The organism is Acidimicrobiales bacterium, assembly GCA_040219085.1.
GTDB lineage: Bacteria > Actinomycetota > Acidimicrobiia > Acidimicrobiales > JAVJTC01 > JAVJTC01.
The window spans coordinates 88,091-104,580 of record JAVJTC010000007.1 but is presented as its reverse complement, the minus strand read 5'-3'; the positions used below and the strand labels follow the sequence as shown (position 1 = coordinate 104,580).

Genomic DNA, 16,490 nt, shown 5'->3' with positions numbered 1-16,490 from the left:
TCAGCCCCTCATCAGCGACACGTCGTCGGCTGTCGCACCGGGGCGCCGTCGCATGATCGCGACGACGATCGCCAGGCCGACGACCACCTCTGTCGCCGCCACCACGAGAACGAAGAACACCGATGCCTGACCCCCCAGGTCGCCCAGGTCCCGCCCGAACGCGACGAAGGTCAGGTTGACCGCATTCAGCATCAACTCGACGCACATGAACATCACCAGCGGGTTGCGCCTGACGAGCAGTCCCACCGCGCCGATGGAGAAGACGACGGCGCCGAGGATCAGGTACCAGGTGGTCGTGACCTCCATCAGGCCTCGCCCCCGTCAGCGCTGTCATCGGGTCCACTCACGAGAGCTGGATCTTCGTCCGCCGGGTCGTCGTCGCCGCGGTGGCCGAACAGGCGCGACATGTCGATCAGGCGCTCCGGCGGCGGGATCACGTACCCCTCGTCGATGTCTTCGCGGTCGTCGGGGTCGGGTCGGCGCGCCAGGGCGACGGCGGCCACCACTGCGATCGTCAACAGGACCGCGGTGATCTCGAACGCCCACACGTAGTCGGTGAACACCACCCGACCGAGTTGGCGGATGTTGGACTCCGTCTCGGTGCCGAACTCCTGATCGTCCTCGCGCAACTCGGTCGCGGAGGTGGGCAGGTCCTCACCCGTGAGAGGGTCGACGATGGGCTGGCCGGTGACGCTGTCGACGATGGCCGCGGTCGAGGCGGGCTGACCTGTCGATCCGTTGTCCGAGGCGACAGCCACGAAGACGATGCCGAGGACCATGACGGCGACCCCGAGCGCCAGGGCGAGGGGGCGTTGCCCGCCGAGAGGTTCGACCCGCAGGTCGTCCACCTTGTCGACGCCGAGCAACATGATGACGAACAGGAACAGCACGACGATGGCGCCGGCATACACGATCACCTGGACGACCGCCAGGAACTGCGCGTCCTGGGCGAGGAACAGGACCGCGATACCGAAGAGCGTGGCCACGAGCATGAGCGCGTTGTGCACGGTGTGTTTGGCGAGGACCACGCCGAGCGATCCGAGCACGACGATGACTGCAGCGATGATGAAAACCACTGTTTCCATCAGGCGTCGTCCTCCTCGGACGCGGCGTCGGCCGCCGGTGCAGACTGGCCCCGCTCGGGGGCGCGCACGCCGTAGCCGAGCTCACCGGACCAGGCGACCCGGCCCTCGTAGGCGGCCGATCCCGACGGTGAGGTGGCCCGCATCCACGCCGAGGTGTGCTCGTCCTCACCGGGCCGCCAGTCCTCCCACGGCAGATGCTTCGGACGGCCCTCGTCGTCGACGAGGAGTTCGTCGCGGGTGTAGATGGCGTCTTCGCGGTTGGTGAACGAGAACTCGAACAGCTTCGTCTCGGTGATGGCCTCGGTGGGACAGGCCTCCACGCACAGGTCGCAGTGGATGCAGCGCAGGTAGTTGATCTCGTAGACGAAGCCGTAGCGCTCGCCGGGCGACACGGGGTCGTCGGGTGGGTTGTCGGCGCCGCGCACGTAGATGCAGCGGGCGGGACACACACCGGCGCACAACTCGCAGCCGATGCACTTCTCCATCCCGTCCTCGTACCGGTTGAGGACGTGGCGGCCATGCAGCCGTTCGGGCTTGGGGCGCTTGTCGGTCGGGTACTTGGTGGTGACCCGGTCCTCGAACATCTTGTTGAAGGTGATGCCGAAACCTTCGAAGAGTCCCATCAGTCGATCCCCTCCCCGGCGAGGCGGCGCGAGCGACCTTCGCGGATGGCCCCGAACAGGACCAGCGAGCCGAGCAGGAGCCCGCCGATCGCTATCCCGAGGACCGCGGCGATGTTCCAGTCCCGGTCGTCACCGACCTGGATGGCGGCGATGACCAGGAACCAGCCGAGCGACAGTGGGATGAGGAACTTCCATCCGAGGTCCATGAGCTGGTCATAGCGGACCCGGGGCAGGGTCGCGCGGAACCAGATGAAGGTGAACAGGAACGCCACGACCTTGAGGAAGAACCAGAAGACGCCCCACAGCCAGCCGATGCTCTCCCAGAACGGGATGGGCCCGTCGGGGCCACCGAAGAACAGGGTGACCATGATCGCCGACATCGTGATCACGTTCATGAACTCGGCCAGGAAGAAGAGCGCGAACCGCAGCGACGTGTACTCGGTGTGGAAGCCGCCGACGATCTCCTGCTCGGCCTCGACGAGATCGAAGGGGGGTCGGTTCAACTCCGCCGTGGCGGCCACCATGAAGACGAAGAACGGGATGAAGCCCGTGAGCCACAGGTTCCAGTTCCACCCGTCGGCCTGCTCGGCCACGATGTCATGGGTGGAGAGCGAACCGCTGAACAACAGGACCGTGACGAGCGACAGGCCGAGGGCCGTTTCGTAGGAGACCATCTGCGCAGAGGCCCGCACCGAGCCCAGCAGCGGGTACTTCGAACCCGACGACCAGCCCGCGAGCATGATGCCGTAGACCGCCATCGACGACATGGCGAGGACGAAGAGGATGCCGACGTGGGGGTCGGCCACCTGCAGGAACGTCGTGTTGCCGAACCACGTCACGGCGCCCCCGGCGTTGTCGAAATCGCCGCCGATCGGCACGACGACGAACACAGCGAGGGCCGGTATCAGCGACAGGTACGGCGCCAGCTTGTAGACGAAAGGCTCCGCCCTGGCCGGGGCGAGGTCCTCCTTGAAGAACAGCTTGATCCCGTCGGCGAGCGTCTGGAGGATCCCCCACGGTCCGGCGAGATCGGGGCCGACCCGGTTCTGCATGTCCGAGATCAGCTTGCGCTCGAACCAGATCATCAACATCACGCCCACGAGCAGGATCGTGAACGCGGCGACGACCTTGACGATCGTGATGATGACCTCTTCGAGGCCGACCCCGCCTATGTAGAGCGGGTCGAGGGCGAAGGTCAGCGTGTCCATCACCGCGTCTGCACCCGGGCCTCGGCGAAGGGGGCGTCCACGTCGATGAGTTCACCGGCGTCGGCACCCGGACAGTTGAACGCGATGGCGATCGAACCCGGCGGGACACGGTGATCTGCAACCGTCGCGATCCGGATGGATCCCCGCCCGGTGGACACGGTGACCTCGGCATCGCCGCTCACGCCGAGGCGCTCGCGGTCGGCGGGGTTCAGACGCGCCCGGGCGGGCACCGTCAGGGCGGCCAGGGCGGGCGCGTGGGAGACAGTCGTGCCGGCATCGTAGAGAGGACGGTCCACGACGAGACGCAGCGCATAGGCGTCGGCGCGCACCGCGGCGACGGGATCGACAGGAGCGAGACCGGTGACCATCGGCGGCCGGCCGTCGCGGTTCGCGTCGGCGATCGGAACGACGACACCGTCGGCGGACTCGGCCACGATGGAGCGGGTGGCGCCGGCGTGCAGCGGTGACAGCGCCTCGATCTCGTCCCACACGGCGTCCACCGAGTCCAACCCGAGATCGCCGCCCAGGCGGTGGGCGAGTTCGGCTGCGATCATCCAGTCGCTGCGGGCGGTCCCCGGTGGGGTGACCTTGCGACCCAGAGGCGAGAGACGCCCCTCCAGGTTGGTGTGGGTTCCGTCGATCTCCGCGAAACCGGCTGTGGGGAACACGATGTCCGCGTGGCGGTCCACGGTGGTGGTTGCGAACAGGTCGAGCGCGATGACCGTGCCGACGCCGGCGAGGGCCGAGCGCACGAGTTCGCGGTCAGGGTGGTCGACGAGTGGGTCGGCGCCGAGGAGCACGAGCACGTCGAGGTCACCGGCCGCGGCCGCACGCAGCATGCCCGTGGTGTCGAGGCCGACCTCGGCGGGAACCTGACCCCAGGCTTCGCGGTACCAGTCGCCGGCCGCGGCGAGAGTGGTCCGGCCGGGTAGGTGACCGGGAACGAGGCCCGTGTCCAGCGCGCCGAACACGTTGCCACGGCGCATGACGGGAAGGACCCGCGAGCCGTCGAGTCCGTCGAGCAGGACGCGGACGGCGTCGGCGATCACCGCCGGTGATTCCGCCAGGGATGCCCGCCCGACGACCAGCGTGACCGGGCCGTCGCCGAGTGCCGCCCGCGCCGATGCGATGGCGTCGTCACCGGTCGGTCCGAGATCACCGGTACCACCGGCACCTACGAGGCGGCGGGCCACCTCGGCGAGATCGCCGGGGCGCACACGCAGCGAATGGGCGGCGACATCGGATAGGCCCGTCGCTGTCGGCGTGAGCTCCACCAGGGTGGCGCGGTCTTCGGTGGCGGCGTGGCGCAGCCTGATGAACAGCGTCCCGAGTTCCTCCTTGGGGTCCGCCGACAACAGCAGCGTCGTTCCCCCGGGCTCACAGGCGTCGGCGATGGTGGCCCGCGGCGCGCCGAGCACGAGGTCCACGGGGAGCCCGTCGGCGAGTTGGGCATCGACGTTGTCGGTACCGATGACACCCTTGGCGAGGCGGGCCCAGGCGTACTGGTCCTCGGTACTCAGGCGGGCCCCGCCGATCACGCCGACCGAGGTCGGGCCCCCTGTGTCGAGAGCGGCGCGGATGGCGTCGGTGGCCGTGGTCAACGCCGTCGACCACGACGCGGCCACGAGGTCGCCCTCGGCGCTGCGGACGAGCGGCTCCGTGAGGCGCTGCTCGCTGTGGATGGCCGTGAACGAGAAGCGGTCGCGATCGGTGAGCCAGCTCCAGTTGACGGCGTCGGAATCGACGCCGAGATAGCGCAGCACACGGTTGCGCGACGCCTGGATGGTGACGCGGTCGCCCATCGGGTTGGGGAAGGTGCCCGGCACCTCGTCGAGATCCCAGGGGCGGGCCTTGAAGCGGTAGCTGCTCGCGGTGAGGGCACCGACCGGGCAGATCTGGACGGTGTTGCCGCTGAAGTAGCTGGAGAACGGCTCGTCGGGGAACGTGTTGACCTGGGTCTGGTTGCCGCGGTCGATGAAGTGGATCAGCGGATCGCCGACCACCTCCTTGGCGAAGCGGGTGCAACGGTCACACAGGATGCAGCGTTCCCGGTCCAGGTCCACCAGCCCCGAGATCGGGATGGGCTTCTCGAAGTGGCGCTTCTCCTCGACGAAACGACTCTCGCCGGGGCCGTGCGACATCGTCTGGTCCTGCAGCGGACACTCGCCGCCCTTGTCGCAGACGGGACAGTCCAACGGGTGGTTGACGAGCAGGAACTCGAGGACCCCGTCCTGGGCCTTCTTCGTGCGATCGGACTCGGTGTCGACGACCATGCCGTCGGCCACCTTGAGCATGCACGAGGGCTGCAGGGCGGCGCCGCGCCCGGTGTCGACGTCGACGATGCACATGCGACACATGCCGACAGGTCGCATCCGCGGGTGGTAGCAGAAGCGCGGGATGTAGACGCCGGCATCCTCGCAGGCGTCGATGAGCATCCGGCCCGGCTCGGCCTCGAACTCGTTGCCGTCGACGGTGATCGTCACCGTCGTCTTCTGGGCCTTCTCGTCGGCGACGTCGGTCACGGGGTGCCTCCGGCAGCCGCGGTGACCGGAATGGTCACGCGGTCGGAAAGCGTGACGTAGGTGTCGAACTCGTCCGCGAAGCGATCCAGCACCGAGATGATCGGCGAGACCGCCGACGGCCCGAGCGGGCAGATGGTCGTCATCTTCGGGGGCCACTCCATGCCGGGCGAGATGTTGTCACACACGTCGCGCAGGAGCCGAAGATCGGCGGGCCGGGCCTGGCCGGCGAGGACCCGCGCGAGGATCCGTTCGAGCCACGAGGTGCCCTCACGGCACGGCGTGCACTTGCCGCAGGACTCCCGGGCGAAGAAGCGCACGATGTTGTGGCAGGCCCTGACCATGTCCGTCGTGTCGTCCATCACGACGATGGCGCCCGAGCCGAGCATGGACCCGGCCTTGTCGACTGCGGTCTTCTCGAGCGGCAGGTCCAGATGTTCCTCGAAGAACCAGATGGCCGACGCGCCACCGGGGATGAAGGCCTTGAGTGACCGGCCCTCGAGGAGGCCGCCGGCGTAGCGGTCGTCGAAGATGATGTCGCGGAACGTCGTGACGCCGAACTCCACCTCGAACACGCCGGGGTTCTTCACGTGGCCCGAGACGGCGAAGACGCGGGTCCCCTTGGAGTTCTCCGCGCCGATGTCCGCGAAGGCGTCGCCGCCGTTGGAGACGATCCACGGCAGGTTGGACAGGGTCTCGACGTTGTTGACGATCGTCGGCTTTCCGTACACGCCGATGGCCGCGGGGAAGAACGGTGGCTTGAGCCGCGGCATACCGCGGTTGCCCTCGAGGCTCTCGATGAGTGCGGTCTCCTCACCGACGATGTAGGCCCCGGCACCCCAGTGAAGGACGATGTCGACCGAGAGATCCGAGCCGAGGATGTTCTTCCCGACGTAGCCGGCCTCGTACGCCTCGTTGAGCGCGGCCGCCACCCGTTCCTGGGCGTCAGCCATCTCGCCGCGGATGTAGAGGAAGCACTGGGACAGGCCGACCGCGTAACACGCGATCAGGCAACCCTCGATGAGCTGGTGGGGGTCGCGCTCCATGAGGAGGCGGTCCTTGTAGGTGCCGGGCTCGGACTCGTCACCGTTGACGACGAGGTAGCGCGGCCACACACCCGGGGGGCAGAAGCCCCACTTGATGCCGGCCGGGAAGCCGGCACCGCCGCGCCCGAGCAGGCTCGCGGTCTTGACCTCCTCGTGCACCTCACCCGGCGCCATGGTGAGAGCCCTGCGCAGGCCCTGGTAGCCACCGGTGCGCTCGTATCCGGCGATCGTGTGGCCGTCGGCGACGTCGAAGCGGGTCGTGATGATCGGTGATGCGTCGGTGACGGTCATTCGTCACCTCCGGGCGAGGCGAGCCATGCGGGCTCGGAGCCGGAGTCGGGATCGGCGTTGCCCGCTGCCGACGCGGCCGGGATGTGCTGGCGCACCCTGGCCAGTGTCCCGTGCGGGGGAATCTCGGGCCGACGCCCCTCACGGAGATCGTCGACGAGGCCGTCGAAGTCGTCGTTGGTCACCCGGTACTCGTAGCGGTAGTTCACCTGTAGGCACGGTGCCTCGGTGCACGCTGCGATGCACTCGACGCCTTCCATCGTGATGGCGCCGTCGGGGGTGGTGCCGCCTTCGCGCACCCCGAGCGACTGCTCGGCGTGGTGGATGAGATCGTCGGCACCCAACAGGTGGCAGGCGATGCCGTGACAGATGTTGACCTGGTAGCGACCCACCGGGTGCCGCTTGAACATCTCATAGAACGAGCAGGTACCGAGGACCTCGGCGGAGGTGACACCGACGAGCTCGGCGATGTGGGCCATCGCCTCATCGGTCACCCAGCCGTCCTGTTCCTGGGCGAGGTGCAGAAGGGGGATCAGCGCCGACTTGGGCCGCGGATAGCGCGAGATGATCTCACGCGCGACGACGAGGTTCTCGTCGGACAGACGCGCCATCAGCGGTCCACCTCACCCATGATCGGATCCACCGACGAGATGATGGCCACGGCGTCCGCGACCAGCGCGTTCTCCATCATGTGGGGCAGCGTCTGCAGGTTCACGAAGCTGGGTCCACGGATGTGCATGCGGTACGGCTTCGACGTGCCATCGGACACGATGTAGCACCCGAGCTCTCCCCGGGGCGATTCCACCGCGACGTAGACCTCGCCGGCGGGGACCTTGAACCCCTCCGTGAAGATCTTGAAGTGGTGGATCAGGGCCTCCATCGACTCGTCGATGCGGGCCCGCGGCGGCGGCGTCACCTTCTTGTCCTGGATCCGATAGTCACCTGACGGCATCGCCTCGATGATCTGGCGGATGATGTGGATGGACTCGCGGATCTCGTTGAGGCGGATCGCGTAGCGGTCGAAGCAGTCGCCGTAGCTGCCGACGATGACGTCGAAGTCCAGCTCCGGGTAGGCGAGGTAGGGCATGTCGCGGCGCAGGTCCCAGGCGTACCCGGTGGAACGCAGGATCGGACCGGTGACACCGAGCGCAAGGCAGTCCTCCGCGGAGATGGCGCCGACGCCCTGGAGCCGCTCGCGGTAGATCGGCTGGCCGGTGAGCAGCACGTCGTACTCGTCGAGGCGGGGCTCGACGGCGTCGAGGTACGCGGCGACGTCGTCCTCCCACCCGTCGGGGAGATCCGCAGCGACACCGCCGGGACGGATGAAGTTGTGGTTCATCCGCAGGCCGGTGATCCGTTCGAGAAGCTGCAGGCCCGGCTCTCGCTCGCGCCACCCGTAGATCATCATCGACACCGCGCCCAGATCCATGCCGTTGGTGGCCTGGAACAGCAGGTGCGATGTCATCCGGTTGAGTTCGGTCAACAGCATGCGGATCCACACGGCGCGCGGCGGAACCTCGATGCCGAGTAGCGCCTCGGTGGCGAGCGAGAACGCCAACTCGTTGAACAACGGCGAGGCGTAGTCCATGCGCGTGACGTTGGTCGCACCCTGGATGTAGCTCAGCGTCTCGCCGGTCTTCTCCATGCCGGTGTGGAGGTAGCCGATGACCGGCTTCGAGCGCAGGACCGTTTCGCCCTCGAGTTCGAGCATGAGTCGCAGCACGCCGTGCGTGCTGGGGTGCTGGGGCCCCATGTTCATGATCATCCGGCCGTCGGATGGCACGAACTCCTGCGCAGCCGCTTCGGACAACCGCAGTACCGGACTGTCGTCGCGATCACGCACCCGGCTACGGGGGGTCTCGTCTGTCACCGCCATGTGGTCATCGCCTCCTCGTCGGTCGGGCCGCTCAACGCGGCGGCGGGGCGCCCTTGAACTGGACGGGGACGGCGCCGACGGAGAAGTCCTTGCGCAGCGGGTGGCCCTCCCAGTCCTCGGGCATCAGGATGCGGGTCATGTCGGGGTGGGCATCGAAGACGATGCCGAACATGTCGTAGGTCTCGCGCTCGAGCGCCTCCGTACCGGGATGGATGTCGAACAGTGACGCGATGGTGGGGTCCTCGGCGGGTACCTGGACCCGCAGGCGCACCCGCTGCGGCGGGTCATGGCAGATGAGGCCCACGACCACCTCGAAGCGTTCGCCGATCACGCCGGCGGGAAGGTCGGCGCGGCCCGGGTGGTGCAGGTAGTCGACCCCACAGACGTCGACGCAGACCGTGAAGCCCTCGTCGCGCAGAGCTTCGACCACGCCGATGTAGGACTCGCGGTCGGGGTGCAGCACCGTCTGGCCCGGCGACTCCACCACCGGCACACCGTGACGGGTGGGCTGGTCCTCGCCGCCTTCGGCGGACCCGCCCACCGCGTCGGGTGGAGGCGCGTCAGGGCCTTCTGGTGCCTCGTCGGGGCTCGAGTCGTCGGTCATCGCGCGTGGACAGGGACGATCGTCGAGGTGGCCGTCTGGCCGTCGCGCTGCTCGACCGTGATGCCGGCACCGCTTCCCGTCTCGTCGCGTCGACGAGCGAGTTCACCGTTTTCGATCTGGGCGTGCAGCGTCAGGATCGCATGCATGAGCGTCTGTGGTCCGGGGGGACAGCCGGGTGCGTAGACGTCGACCGGGACGATCTGGTCGACGCCCTGGACGATTGCGTAGTTGTTGAACATGCCACCCGACGAGGCGCACACACCCATCGAGATGACCCACTTGGGCTCGACCATCTGGTCGTAGATCTGGCGCAGGATGGGGGCCATCTTCTGACTCACCCGTCCCGCGACGATCATGAGGTCCGCCTGACGCGGTGACGCCCGGAAGACCTCCATGCCGTAGCGGGCGAGGTCGTAGTGGGCCCCGCCGGCCGCCATCATCTCGATCGCACAGCACGCCAGGCCGAAGGTGGCGGGCCAGACGCTGCGCGCCCTCGACCATTGGACGAGGTCCTCGACCTTCGCGGTGAGGAAGTTGTGCTCGAGGCCTTCGAGACCCTCGTCGAGGATGTTCTGGCTCTCGCCGAGAAGCGGGACCTTGACCATCAGGCCGCCTCGGTCTGCGCGCCGCGGCCGTCGGTGCCGACGCGACGAACCGTCGATGCAGCCGTGCGCTGCGCACTCACACCGGGCCGGGCAGCCCGAATGGGGCCCCAGTCGAGGGCGCCGTTGGAGATCAGGTACACGAAGGACTCGAACACCGCGAAGGCGAATATCAGGATCGCCACGAGGCCGAACAGGCCGAGCCCGCTGAAGACCATGGCGTACGGGTACAGGAAGATGATCTCGATGTCGAAGACGATGAAGATCATGGCCACGAGGAAGAACTTCACCGGGAAGCGCTCGGGGACCTCGCGCGCCGGGACGATGCCGCACTCGTAGGGCGCCTCCTTGGCGGAGGTCGGCCGACGCGGCGCCAACAGCTTCGACGCACCGAAGCTGAGCGCGGCGAACAGGATCGCCAGGATGATCATGGCGAGGACCGGGAGGTATTGGCCGAGCATCGCCTTGGACCCTAGGGCGTCGCGCCGTTGTTCGCCTCGAACTCCTCCTGCTTTCGCCACAACGCGAGGTCGCGGATGTGCAGGTTGAGTGACAGGGCGAGGAATATCAACAGCGATCCGATGGTGACCAGGCCCGGCAGCAGGCGCCGGTTACCGAGATCCCGCTCCATCACGATGGAGATCGTGGGCGAGTCGCGGTCCACCTCGTCGGGTGGCGGCGGCGCCCCGGGCTCCTGAGCCTTGGGCAGGACCGCGCGCGCCTGGACGACGGCGTAGTTCGTCGGGTGGGTGAACCGCGCCGAGTTCTCGATCTTGTGCCAGACGCGGCCCCACACCGAATTATCGGTCCGCTTGGGCTTGCCGCCCTGCTGGAACGTGTCGACGATGATGAAGTCCGACGTTGCTGCATTCACCTCTTCACCGTCGACCACGAGCGTCCCCGTGACGAAGTCGAAGAGGGACTCCTCGGCGATGAAGGCCTCGGCCGAGGCGACCGCCTCACCCGAGGCGGTCGAGGCGAGAAGGTTCCAACCGTCGAGCACCAGGTAACCCTCGTCGACCGCCCACTCGATGACCTCGGGACCGACCGCCGCCAGCTCCGACAGGGTCTCCTGGTCGATGCGGGCCTCGCGTCGTTCCACCTGTTCGGCGACCTCCGCGTCGATCCCGGCGGCGTCCAGCTTGCGGGGGTCGTCGTCGGATATCAGATCGTTGCGGCTGACGACGGTGGCGCGGATGGCCTCCTCGTCGACAGTCGCGATCTCCTCGACGATGCGGTCCTTGACCGGGCCCTCGGGGAACTCCAACAGGAGACCGATGGCACGGGGGAGGCATCCGTCGGCCGGTGCGGTGAAGGTCCACCCGGTCTTGTAGGGCGGGAAGATCGGGTCGTTGTCACAGTTCGGGTCGGGGAGATCGCCGACGTTGCCGACGAACGCGGCCTCGAGGCCTCCGGGCTCCGCACCAGGCTCGTCTGCGAACGCCTCGATGTACTGCCAGCTCGGCAGGTCGCCCTGCTCGGCGATACCGATGCCGTAGACCCACCAGACGAGACCCATGATGGCCATCCAGCCGAAGAAGCCGGCGAGCGCGACCATGGCCCCCAGCCGGGTGCCCATGTTGGTCATCAACAGCAGCCAGACCGAACCACACAGAACCGCCGCCGCGAGCGCGACGGTCAACATGCCGCGGATCTCGGGCTCCCAGCCGATGCCGGCGATGATCAGGTTTCCCAGGCTCATCAGAGACCCCGCTCGTAAGCGACGATGGCCGCGATCTGTTCGGTCGTGAGGGTGCCGCTACCACCGTGTTCGGCCAGCGCGGCTTCCACAGCGGCGTCGAACTCCTCAGGTGTCATGTCCTCTTCACCCTCGATCAGGACGGTCTCACAGAAGTCGTTGCGCACGATGATGTCGCGTTCGTCGGAGATCCTGTCGCCGACGCAGAGACCGAAGGCGGGCATCTGACCGCCTCCGTCGCCCTGACCGAAGTTGCCGTAGGCCTGACCCTCGATCACCCCGACCTCGATGAAGCCGGCCTGTTCCTCGGCGGTGTCGAACTGCCGCAGGGTGGCACCACCGACGAGGCTCGGGCCGAACCCGCCGCCTCCGGGCACCTCGGGTGCGACCAGCGGGTTCTCCACGGCGAGGTCGGTCGCGTTGTAGCTCCAACCGGCCGTGTGGCAACGGGCGCAGCCGTAGACGCCGGCATCCGCCTCGTTGTTGAAGAGGAGTTCGCCGAGGACGGTCGGGTCGACCTCTGCCTCCGCGAGCATTGCCGCGACAGCTGCGTCGATCGCAGCGTCATCGCCTTCGAGATCGGGATTCTCACGCAGTACCAGCACCCGGGCGGTGTCGTCGAGGCCGGCCTCGACCCGCTCACGCAGCTCCGCGAGCGGGATCTGCTCGAGAGTGATGTAGTCGATGACCTCTTCGACCTGCTGGCTGGTCAGGGGACCGCCGCCGGGCGCACCCCACGCCGGCATCGGCGAGTTCTGACGACCGAAGTTGAGGACGTAGGTGACCTCGTCCTTGGAGAAGCGGTACATGAGGGTGTTGAGCGACGGCGCCTTCCACTGGACGTTCTCGACGAAGAGGCCGTTGTCGTCCACCAGCACGAAATCGACGAGCCCGCCGGCGCCGTCGACGGTGCCGTGACACTGGGCGCAGTTGGCGGCGTAGAGCTCTTCGCCCCGGCTCTCCGAGATGGTGTCGTTCAGCTCCTCACGACCCTCGTGACGACCCGGTTCACCGAGCCAGTAGAGCGGCAGGGCGACGCCGATGACGGCCAGGCAGGCGAGGCCCGCGGCGAGTGAGACGTCGAGCTTCTTCGTCTCGAGCTCGTCGTCGGACATGTACGGCTTGCGGTTGGACGCGAGCTCCAACTCCGCGCCCGTCTCGCCGCGCCCCTGCAACCAGTTGAAGAACCAGTAGACGAGGAACCCGCCGATGGCGAGAGCGGCGATGACCGCGCCGACGTTGCGCTGCGTCGAAGCAGCGAGGACAGTGATCAATGCGACGAATCTCCCAGACAGGACGGGCCCTCTGGCTCCTGGCCCGTGGTGTTCGTGCCGATGGCGGGACCCTGGATGATCACCGAGGTCTGAACGACGAGCTCGTTGCCGCCCGTGACACTCGTTCCGAACCGATCCATGCCCCGCGGTGCCGGACCGGCCCGCTTCTCACCGACGCGGTTGTAGCGCGAGCCGTGGCACGGACACTCGAAGAACTGCGACGGGACGCACTCGGGCACGCGGCAACCGAGGTGCGGACACTTCTGGAAGAGCGCGATCAGACCGACCTCCATGGACACCAACTCGGTTGCCGAGTAGGTGGCCCGTGCCTTCTCCAGAGCCTCCACCGGGTACTCGGTGAGCCACGCACGCGCCTCGGGGCGGTACAGGAAGCCGTTGTTGTCACGCACCTGCGCCTTGAGGTCGTCGACCTCGCCGAGGTTGAAGTCCGCACCGAAACCGGTGACGAACGGCGGCCACAGGAAGGCGATGACAGCGGCACCGAAACCGCTGAGGCCGAGCCCCATGAACGCGACGATCGAGCGGTTGAAGAACTGGCGGCGCGAGACGCCAACCGCTTCAGGGTCCGGCTCGACCCACTCGGCGGGGAGCGCAGCCTCGGACCTGACGAGGTCCTTCTCGGCGTCGCGTCGGGCGAGAGCGGCGGCCTTCTCGACCTCGCGGCCGCTGAGGGCGTCGGTCTCGTCACCGACGTCGATCACCTCGTGGGTGTCACGCGAGCGCGTCTCACGCGACAGGTGACCCGTCGCAGCGCGGGTGTCGCGACGTCGGTACGACGCGAACAACAGGATCGCCGCGGCGACGACCAGGATTGGGATGACGATCGCGAGAACGGCCATGGCCGATCAGCACTCCGTTTCGGGTGAGGGGGGCAGGTACGTCATCGGCATCAGAACTCGAAGAAGAGGCCTTCGACCCACGGGAACACGAAGTTGAAGCCGGGGCCCCGGAAGAACGAGCCGATCAGGACCAGCACCGCCCAGAACATCAGGTGCACGGTCATGACGGACACAGCGAACTTGCGCTTCTCGGGTTGGGGGTGGGGGTTCTTGTCGATGTAGGGCGCCAGGATCAACAGGAACAGCGCCATCCCCGGCAACATCACGCCGGCCACCATCGGGTGGAACATCGTGAGGAGCTCCTGAAGACCCAGGAAGTACCACGGTGCCTTGGAGGGGTTGGGCGTCTCGTTGAAGTTGGCCAGTTCCAGGAGCGGCGCGTTCACGAACACCGAGAAGACGAGGATGAATCCGGTCACGAACAGGGCCGCCACGAACTCCACGACGAGCAGGTGCGGCCAGGTGTGGACCCTGTCCTGCGGGACGGCCTTGACGTCCTGGATGGACCCGGACTTCACGACCGTGAGCAGGCGCTGGGTGTGACCACCCGGACCGGTCGGCTGAGGAGGCGGGGCTGCTGCGGCGACGGCACCACCACCGGCGGCAACCGCCGTCGGGGGGGCGTCCTTGGCCGACTTGGTGCGGTCCAGCAGGTGGGCGGGAATCTTCCCTGCGCTGTCGCTGCCGGCCCCGGCTGCGGCACCACCGGCAGCCGATGCCGGCTGGGCTGCACCTTCGCCGGCAGATTCCGCTCCGCCCGATTCCGCGGACGGGGTGCCGTCGCTGCCGCCGCCTTTCTTGGCGGCGGAACGCTCCCGGGCCTCGGCGGCCCGCTTCAGGAGGTGTTCGGGGACTTCGGTCATGGTGTTTGCTCTCCGTGGCCTACAGCGGCCCGGAGATACCTCCGTCCTTACGCACCCGCCAGAAGTGGATCGCCATGAAGATGACGATGACGAACGGCAGCATCAACACATGCAACACATACCACCGTAGGAGAGTGTCCGTGCCGATCTCGACACCACCGAGCAGCACGAATCTGACCTGATCACCGAACACCGGGGTGAACCCCATCATGTTCGTACCGACGGTCACCGCCCACAGCGCCAACTGGTCCCAGGGCAGGAGATAGCCGGTGAACGAGAGCAACAGGGTGAGGGTCAACAAGATGACGCCGATGACCCAGTTGAACTCACGCGGGGACTTGTAGGCGCCGTGGTAGAAGACGCGGGCCATGTGCAGGAACACCGTCAACACCATGAGGTGGGCGGCCCATCTGTGCATGTTCCGCACGAGCAGACCGAACGTCACCGAGGTCTGCAGCGTCGAGATGTCGTCCCAGGCCGCGGCCGCGGTCGGACGGTAGAAGAACATCAAGAAGATGCCCGTCACGGTCAACAAGATGAACAGGAAGAAGCTGAGTCCGCCCAGGCACAGGGTGTAGGACACCTTCACGGCGTGGCGCTTCACCTTCACGGGGTGAAGGTGGTAGAGCACGCTGTTCATGATCACGTACGACCGGTTCCGCGGGCTGTCCGTGTAGCCCTTCCGGAAGATCGAGCCGGGCCGGAAGATGGACGTCCAGGCCTGCGACGCCTGGACCTTGTCGGTCAGGTCGCCTGCCTTGTCACGCACATCGGCGCCGGTGGGAAGCTTCGGCACGCTGTCGGATCCTCTCTCGTCTCGCCTCGGTCGTTCTGTTCAGGTGGTCGTCACGGGCCACTCGGGCCGCGTGAGGTGGTAGTCGCTCGCGGGGGGTTCACGCCAATCGCATGCCGTAGCCGTATCCGTACGAGGGCATCCGCTGGTGGATGTCACCGGCTCCGCCACCGTCACCGAGCTTGCCGAGGATGATCACACCGGTCGGGCAGCGGTCGACACACAGCGCGCACCGGGTGCACACGTCCTCGTCGATGGTGAAGATCACGTGGTCGCTCGGGTCGCTCCCGGGTTGTTCGGTCCCGATGGACGACTCGATCGCGTCCGGCGACACCATGTGGATGCACTTCCACGGGCAGATGTCGACGCAGCCCTCGCACATGATGCACTCGGACTGGTCGATGTGGATGAACTGCTTCGGCTTCACCGCGGAGGTGAGCCACTGCGCGTCGACCTCGGCGAGCACGTAGTCGCCGCGGAACTCGGGCATCGGGGGGTTGGCGTCGGTGACAGCCATGTCAGGCGTTCACACCCTCTCGTACGATCGGGCGGCCGTAGCGTGAGGTCGGCACCGGTGCCGCCTCTGCGACCTTGCCGCGGTTCTGCCACACGATGTGCAGCGCGACCTGTCCCACGAGCAAGGCTCCGTAGATGACGGTGGCGATGACGTCACGGGCCACACGGTAGGTGAGCTCGAAGGGCAGCGCCCACTCGAGGATTCCCTGGTTCTCGGCGCCGGGCCACCAACCGGGGAGGCCCCAGCCGACAACCAGGCGGTCCGAACGCCAGTTGAGCTCGGAGTCGGCGAAGACCAGCCACTGGTGCGGGACCACGCCGTAGATCCAGAACATGACGAAGAACGCGAAGGTTGCACCGAACATCGCCTCCCCCCAGGTGACGGGTCGCCCGTCGGGACGGCGTCGTGCGTACTCGAGGATGGCGACGGTGCAGATGACGGTGATGACCCACGATGCGCCGAGCCCGACGTTCACGTAGGGCTTGTCGACGTCACCGTTCACGCCGGTCCACAGGGCGATGATGCCGAACAGCCCGATGGTCGTCGCAGCCATGGCGCCGTAGAACATCAGGACCGCGCGGTCGATCGGTCGGGTAGTGGCCACGTCGCTCCTCGTCGTGTCTCGGGAATCGG

At 67.3% G+C, this 16,490-nt stretch carries 18 protein-coding genes; all 18 read right to left on the bottom strand.

Annotated features, from left to right (window positions below; translation table 11 throughout):
- The 18 genes from nuoK to RIE08_03070 all read right to left on the bottom strand — a co-directional run bounded on the left by nuoK (position 1) and on the right by RIE08_03070 (position 16,461).
- The gene (gene nuoK, locus RIE08_03155; GenBank protein ID MEQ8716583.1) at positions 1–306 is read right to left on the bottom strand and encodes an NADH-quinone oxidoreductase subunit NuoK; all 306 of its coding nucleotides are present in this window, start codon (positions 304–306) and stop codon (positions 1–3) included.
- Positions 306–1,085, bottom strand: coding sequence for an NADH-quinone oxidoreductase subunit J (locus RIE08_03150; protein MEQ8716582.1), 780 nt, complete (start codon positions 1,083–1,085; stop codon positions 306–308). The genes nuoK and RIE08_03150 overlap by 1 nt, the downstream gene beginning before the upstream one ends.
- Positions 1,085–1,708: an NADH-quinone oxidoreductase subunit NuoI gene (nuoI, locus tag RIE08_03145; protein MEQ8716581.1), complete on the bottom strand. Its 624-nt coding sequence runs from the start codon at positions 1,706–1,708 to the stop codon at positions 1,085–1,087. The genes RIE08_03150 and nuoI overlap by 1 nt, the downstream gene beginning before the upstream one ends.
- Complete coding sequence (gene nuoH / locus RIE08_03140) at positions 1,708–2,916, bottom strand: NADH-quinone oxidoreductase subunit NuoH (GenBank protein ID MEQ8716580.1); 1,209 nt, start codon at positions 2,914–2,916, stop codon at positions 1,708–1,710. The genes nuoI and nuoH overlap by 1 nt, the downstream gene beginning before the upstream one ends.
- The gene (gene nuoG / locus RIE08_03135) at positions 2,916–5,438 is read right to left on the bottom strand and encodes an NADH-quinone oxidoreductase subunit NuoG (protein ID MEQ8716579.1); all 2,523 of its coding nucleotides are present in this window, start codon (positions 5,436–5,438) and stop codon (positions 2,916–2,918) included. The genes nuoH and nuoG overlap by 1 nt, the downstream gene beginning before the upstream one ends.
- Positions 5,435–6,772: an NADH-quinone oxidoreductase subunit NuoF gene (gene nuoF, locus RIE08_03130; GenBank protein ID MEQ8716578.1), complete on the bottom strand. Its 1,338-nt coding sequence runs from the start codon at positions 6,770–6,772 to the stop codon at positions 5,435–5,437. The genes nuoG and nuoF overlap by 4 nt, the downstream gene beginning before the upstream one ends.
- Positions 6,769–7,380, bottom strand: coding sequence for an NAD(P)H-dependent oxidoreductase subunit E (locus RIE08_03125; protein MEQ8716577.1), 612 nt, complete (start codon positions 7,378–7,380; stop codon positions 6,769–6,771). The genes nuoF and RIE08_03125 overlap by 4 nt, the downstream gene beginning before the upstream one ends.
- Positions 7,380–8,645 carry an NADH-quinone oxidoreductase subunit D gene (locus tag RIE08_03120; GenBank protein ID MEQ8716576.1) on the bottom strand — a complete coding sequence of 422 codons (1,266 nt, stop codon included), beginning with the start codon at positions 8,643–8,645 and terminating at the stop codon, positions 7,380–7,382. The genes RIE08_03125 and RIE08_03120 overlap by 1 nt, the downstream gene beginning before the upstream one ends.
- 31 nt (positions 8,646–8,676) lie before the next feature.
- On the bottom strand, positions 8,677–9,249 hold the full coding sequence (locus RIE08_03115) for an NADH-quinone oxidoreductase subunit C (protein ID MEQ8716575.1): 573 nt from the start codon (positions 9,247–9,249) through the stop codon (positions 8,677–8,679).
- Positions 9,246–9,854, bottom strand: a complete 609-nt coding sequence (locus tag RIE08_03110; GenBank protein MEQ8716574.1) for an NADH-quinone oxidoreductase subunit B family protein — start codon at positions 9,852–9,854, stop codon at positions 9,246–9,248. The genes RIE08_03115 and RIE08_03110 overlap by 4 nt, the downstream gene beginning before the upstream one ends.
- Positions 9,854–10,312 carry an NADH-quinone oxidoreductase subunit A gene (gene ndhC, locus RIE08_03105; protein MEQ8716573.1) on the bottom strand — a complete coding sequence of 153 codons (459 nt, stop codon included), beginning with the start codon at positions 10,310–10,312 and terminating at the stop codon, positions 9,854–9,856. The genes RIE08_03110 and ndhC overlap by 1 nt, the downstream gene beginning before the upstream one ends.
- An 11-nt stretch (positions 10,313–10,323) precedes the next feature.
- Positions 10,324–11,553 (bottom strand): hypothetical protein, encoded by a 1,230-nt coding sequence (locus RIE08_03100; protein ID MEQ8716572.1) that lies wholly within the window; start codon positions 11,551–11,553, stop codon positions 10,324–10,326.
- On the bottom strand, positions 11,553–12,824 hold the full coding sequence (locus tag RIE08_03095; GenBank protein ID MEQ8716571.1) for a cytochrome c: 1,272 nt from the start codon (positions 12,822–12,824) through the stop codon (positions 11,553–11,555). Before RIE08_03095 ends, RIE08_03100 begins: the two co-directional genes overlap by 1 nt.
- The gene (locus RIE08_03090) at positions 12,821–13,684 is read right to left on the bottom strand and encodes a Rieske 2Fe-2S domain-containing protein (protein MEQ8716570.1); all 864 of its coding nucleotides are present in this window, start codon (positions 13,682–13,684) and stop codon (positions 12,821–12,823) included. Before RIE08_03090 ends, RIE08_03095 begins: the two co-directional genes overlap by 4 nt.
- Positions 13,685–13,734: 50 nt before the next feature.
- On the bottom strand, positions 13,735–14,547 hold the full coding sequence (locus RIE08_03085; protein ID MEQ8716569.1) for a menaquinol-cytochrome c reductase cytochrome b subunit: 813 nt from the start codon (positions 14,545–14,547) through the stop codon (positions 13,735–13,737).
- Positions 14,548–14,566: 19 nt separating this feature from the next.
- Complete coding sequence (gene extP / locus RIE08_03080) at positions 14,567–15,343, bottom strand: selenite/tellurite reduction operon b-type cytochrome ExtP (protein ID MEQ8716568.1); 777 nt, start codon at positions 15,341–15,343, stop codon at positions 14,567–14,569.
- 97 nt (positions 15,344–15,440) lie between these two features.
- Positions 15,441–15,857: a 4Fe-4S binding protein gene (locus tag RIE08_03075; protein ID MEQ8716567.1), complete on the bottom strand. Its 417-nt coding sequence runs from the start codon at positions 15,855–15,857 to the stop codon at positions 15,441–15,443.
- 1 nt (position 15,858) lies between these two features.
- Positions 15,859–16,461 (bottom strand): hypothetical protein, encoded by a 603-nt coding sequence (locus RIE08_03070; GenBank protein ID MEQ8716566.1) that lies wholly within the window; start codon positions 16,459–16,461, stop codon positions 15,859–15,861.
- Between the last annotated feature and the right edge of the window lie 29 nt (positions 16,462–16,490).

Excerpts from the sequence above, each read along its gene's own strand:
- nuoK (MEQ8716583.1), bottom strand. The coding sequence starts at position 306 with ATGGAGGTCACGACCACCTGGTACCTGATCCTCGGCGCCGTCGTCTTC.
- RIE08_03150 (MEQ8716582.1), bottom strand. The coding sequence starts at position 1,085 with ATGGAAACAGTGGTTTTCATCATCGCTGCAGTCATCGTCGTGCTCGGA.
- nuoI (MEQ8716581.1), bottom strand. The coding sequence starts at position 1,708 with ATGGGACTCTTCGAAGGTTTCGGCATCACCTTCAACAAGATGTTCGAG.
- nuoH (MEQ8716580.1), bottom strand. The coding sequence starts at position 2,916 with ATGGACACGCTGACCTTCGCCCTCGACCCGCTCTACATAGGCGGGGTC.
- nuoF (MEQ8716578.1), bottom strand. The coding sequence starts at position 6,772 with ATGACCGTCACCGACGCATCACCGATCATCACGACCCGCTTCGACGTC.
- RIE08_03125 (MEQ8716577.1), bottom strand. The coding sequence starts at position 7,380 with ATGGCGCGTCTGTCCGACGAGAACCTCGTCGTCGCGCGTGAGATCATC.
- RIE08_03120 (MEQ8716576.1), bottom strand. The coding sequence starts at position 8,645 with ATGGCGGTGACAGACGAGACCCCCCGTAGCCGGGTGCGTGATCGCGAC.
- RIE08_03115 (MEQ8716575.1), bottom strand. The coding sequence starts at position 9,249 with ATGACCGACGACTCGAGCCCCGACGAGGCACCAGAAGGCCCTGACGCG.
- RIE08_03110 (MEQ8716574.1), bottom strand. The coding sequence starts at position 9,854 with ATGGTCAAGGTCCCGCTTCTCGGCGAGAGCCAGAACATCCTCGACGAG.
- ndhC (MEQ8716573.1), bottom strand. The coding sequence starts at position 10,312 with ATGCTCGGCCAATACCTCCCGGTCCTCGCCATGATCATCCTGGCGATC.
- RIE08_03100 (MEQ8716572.1), bottom strand. The coding sequence starts at position 11,553 with ATGAGCCTGGGAAACCTGATCATCGCCGGCATCGGCTGGGAGCCCGAG.
- RIE08_03090 (MEQ8716570.1), bottom strand. The coding sequence starts at position 13,684 with ATGGCCGTTCTCGCGATCGTCATCCCAATCCTGGTCGTCGCCGCGGCG.
- RIE08_03085 (MEQ8716569.1), bottom strand. The coding sequence starts at position 14,547 with ATGACCGAAGTCCCCGAACACCTCCTGAAGCGGGCCGCCGAGGCCCGG.
- RIE08_03075 (MEQ8716567.1), bottom strand. The coding sequence starts at position 15,857 with ATGGCTGTCACCGACGCCAACCCCCCGATGCCCGAGTTCCGCGGCGAC.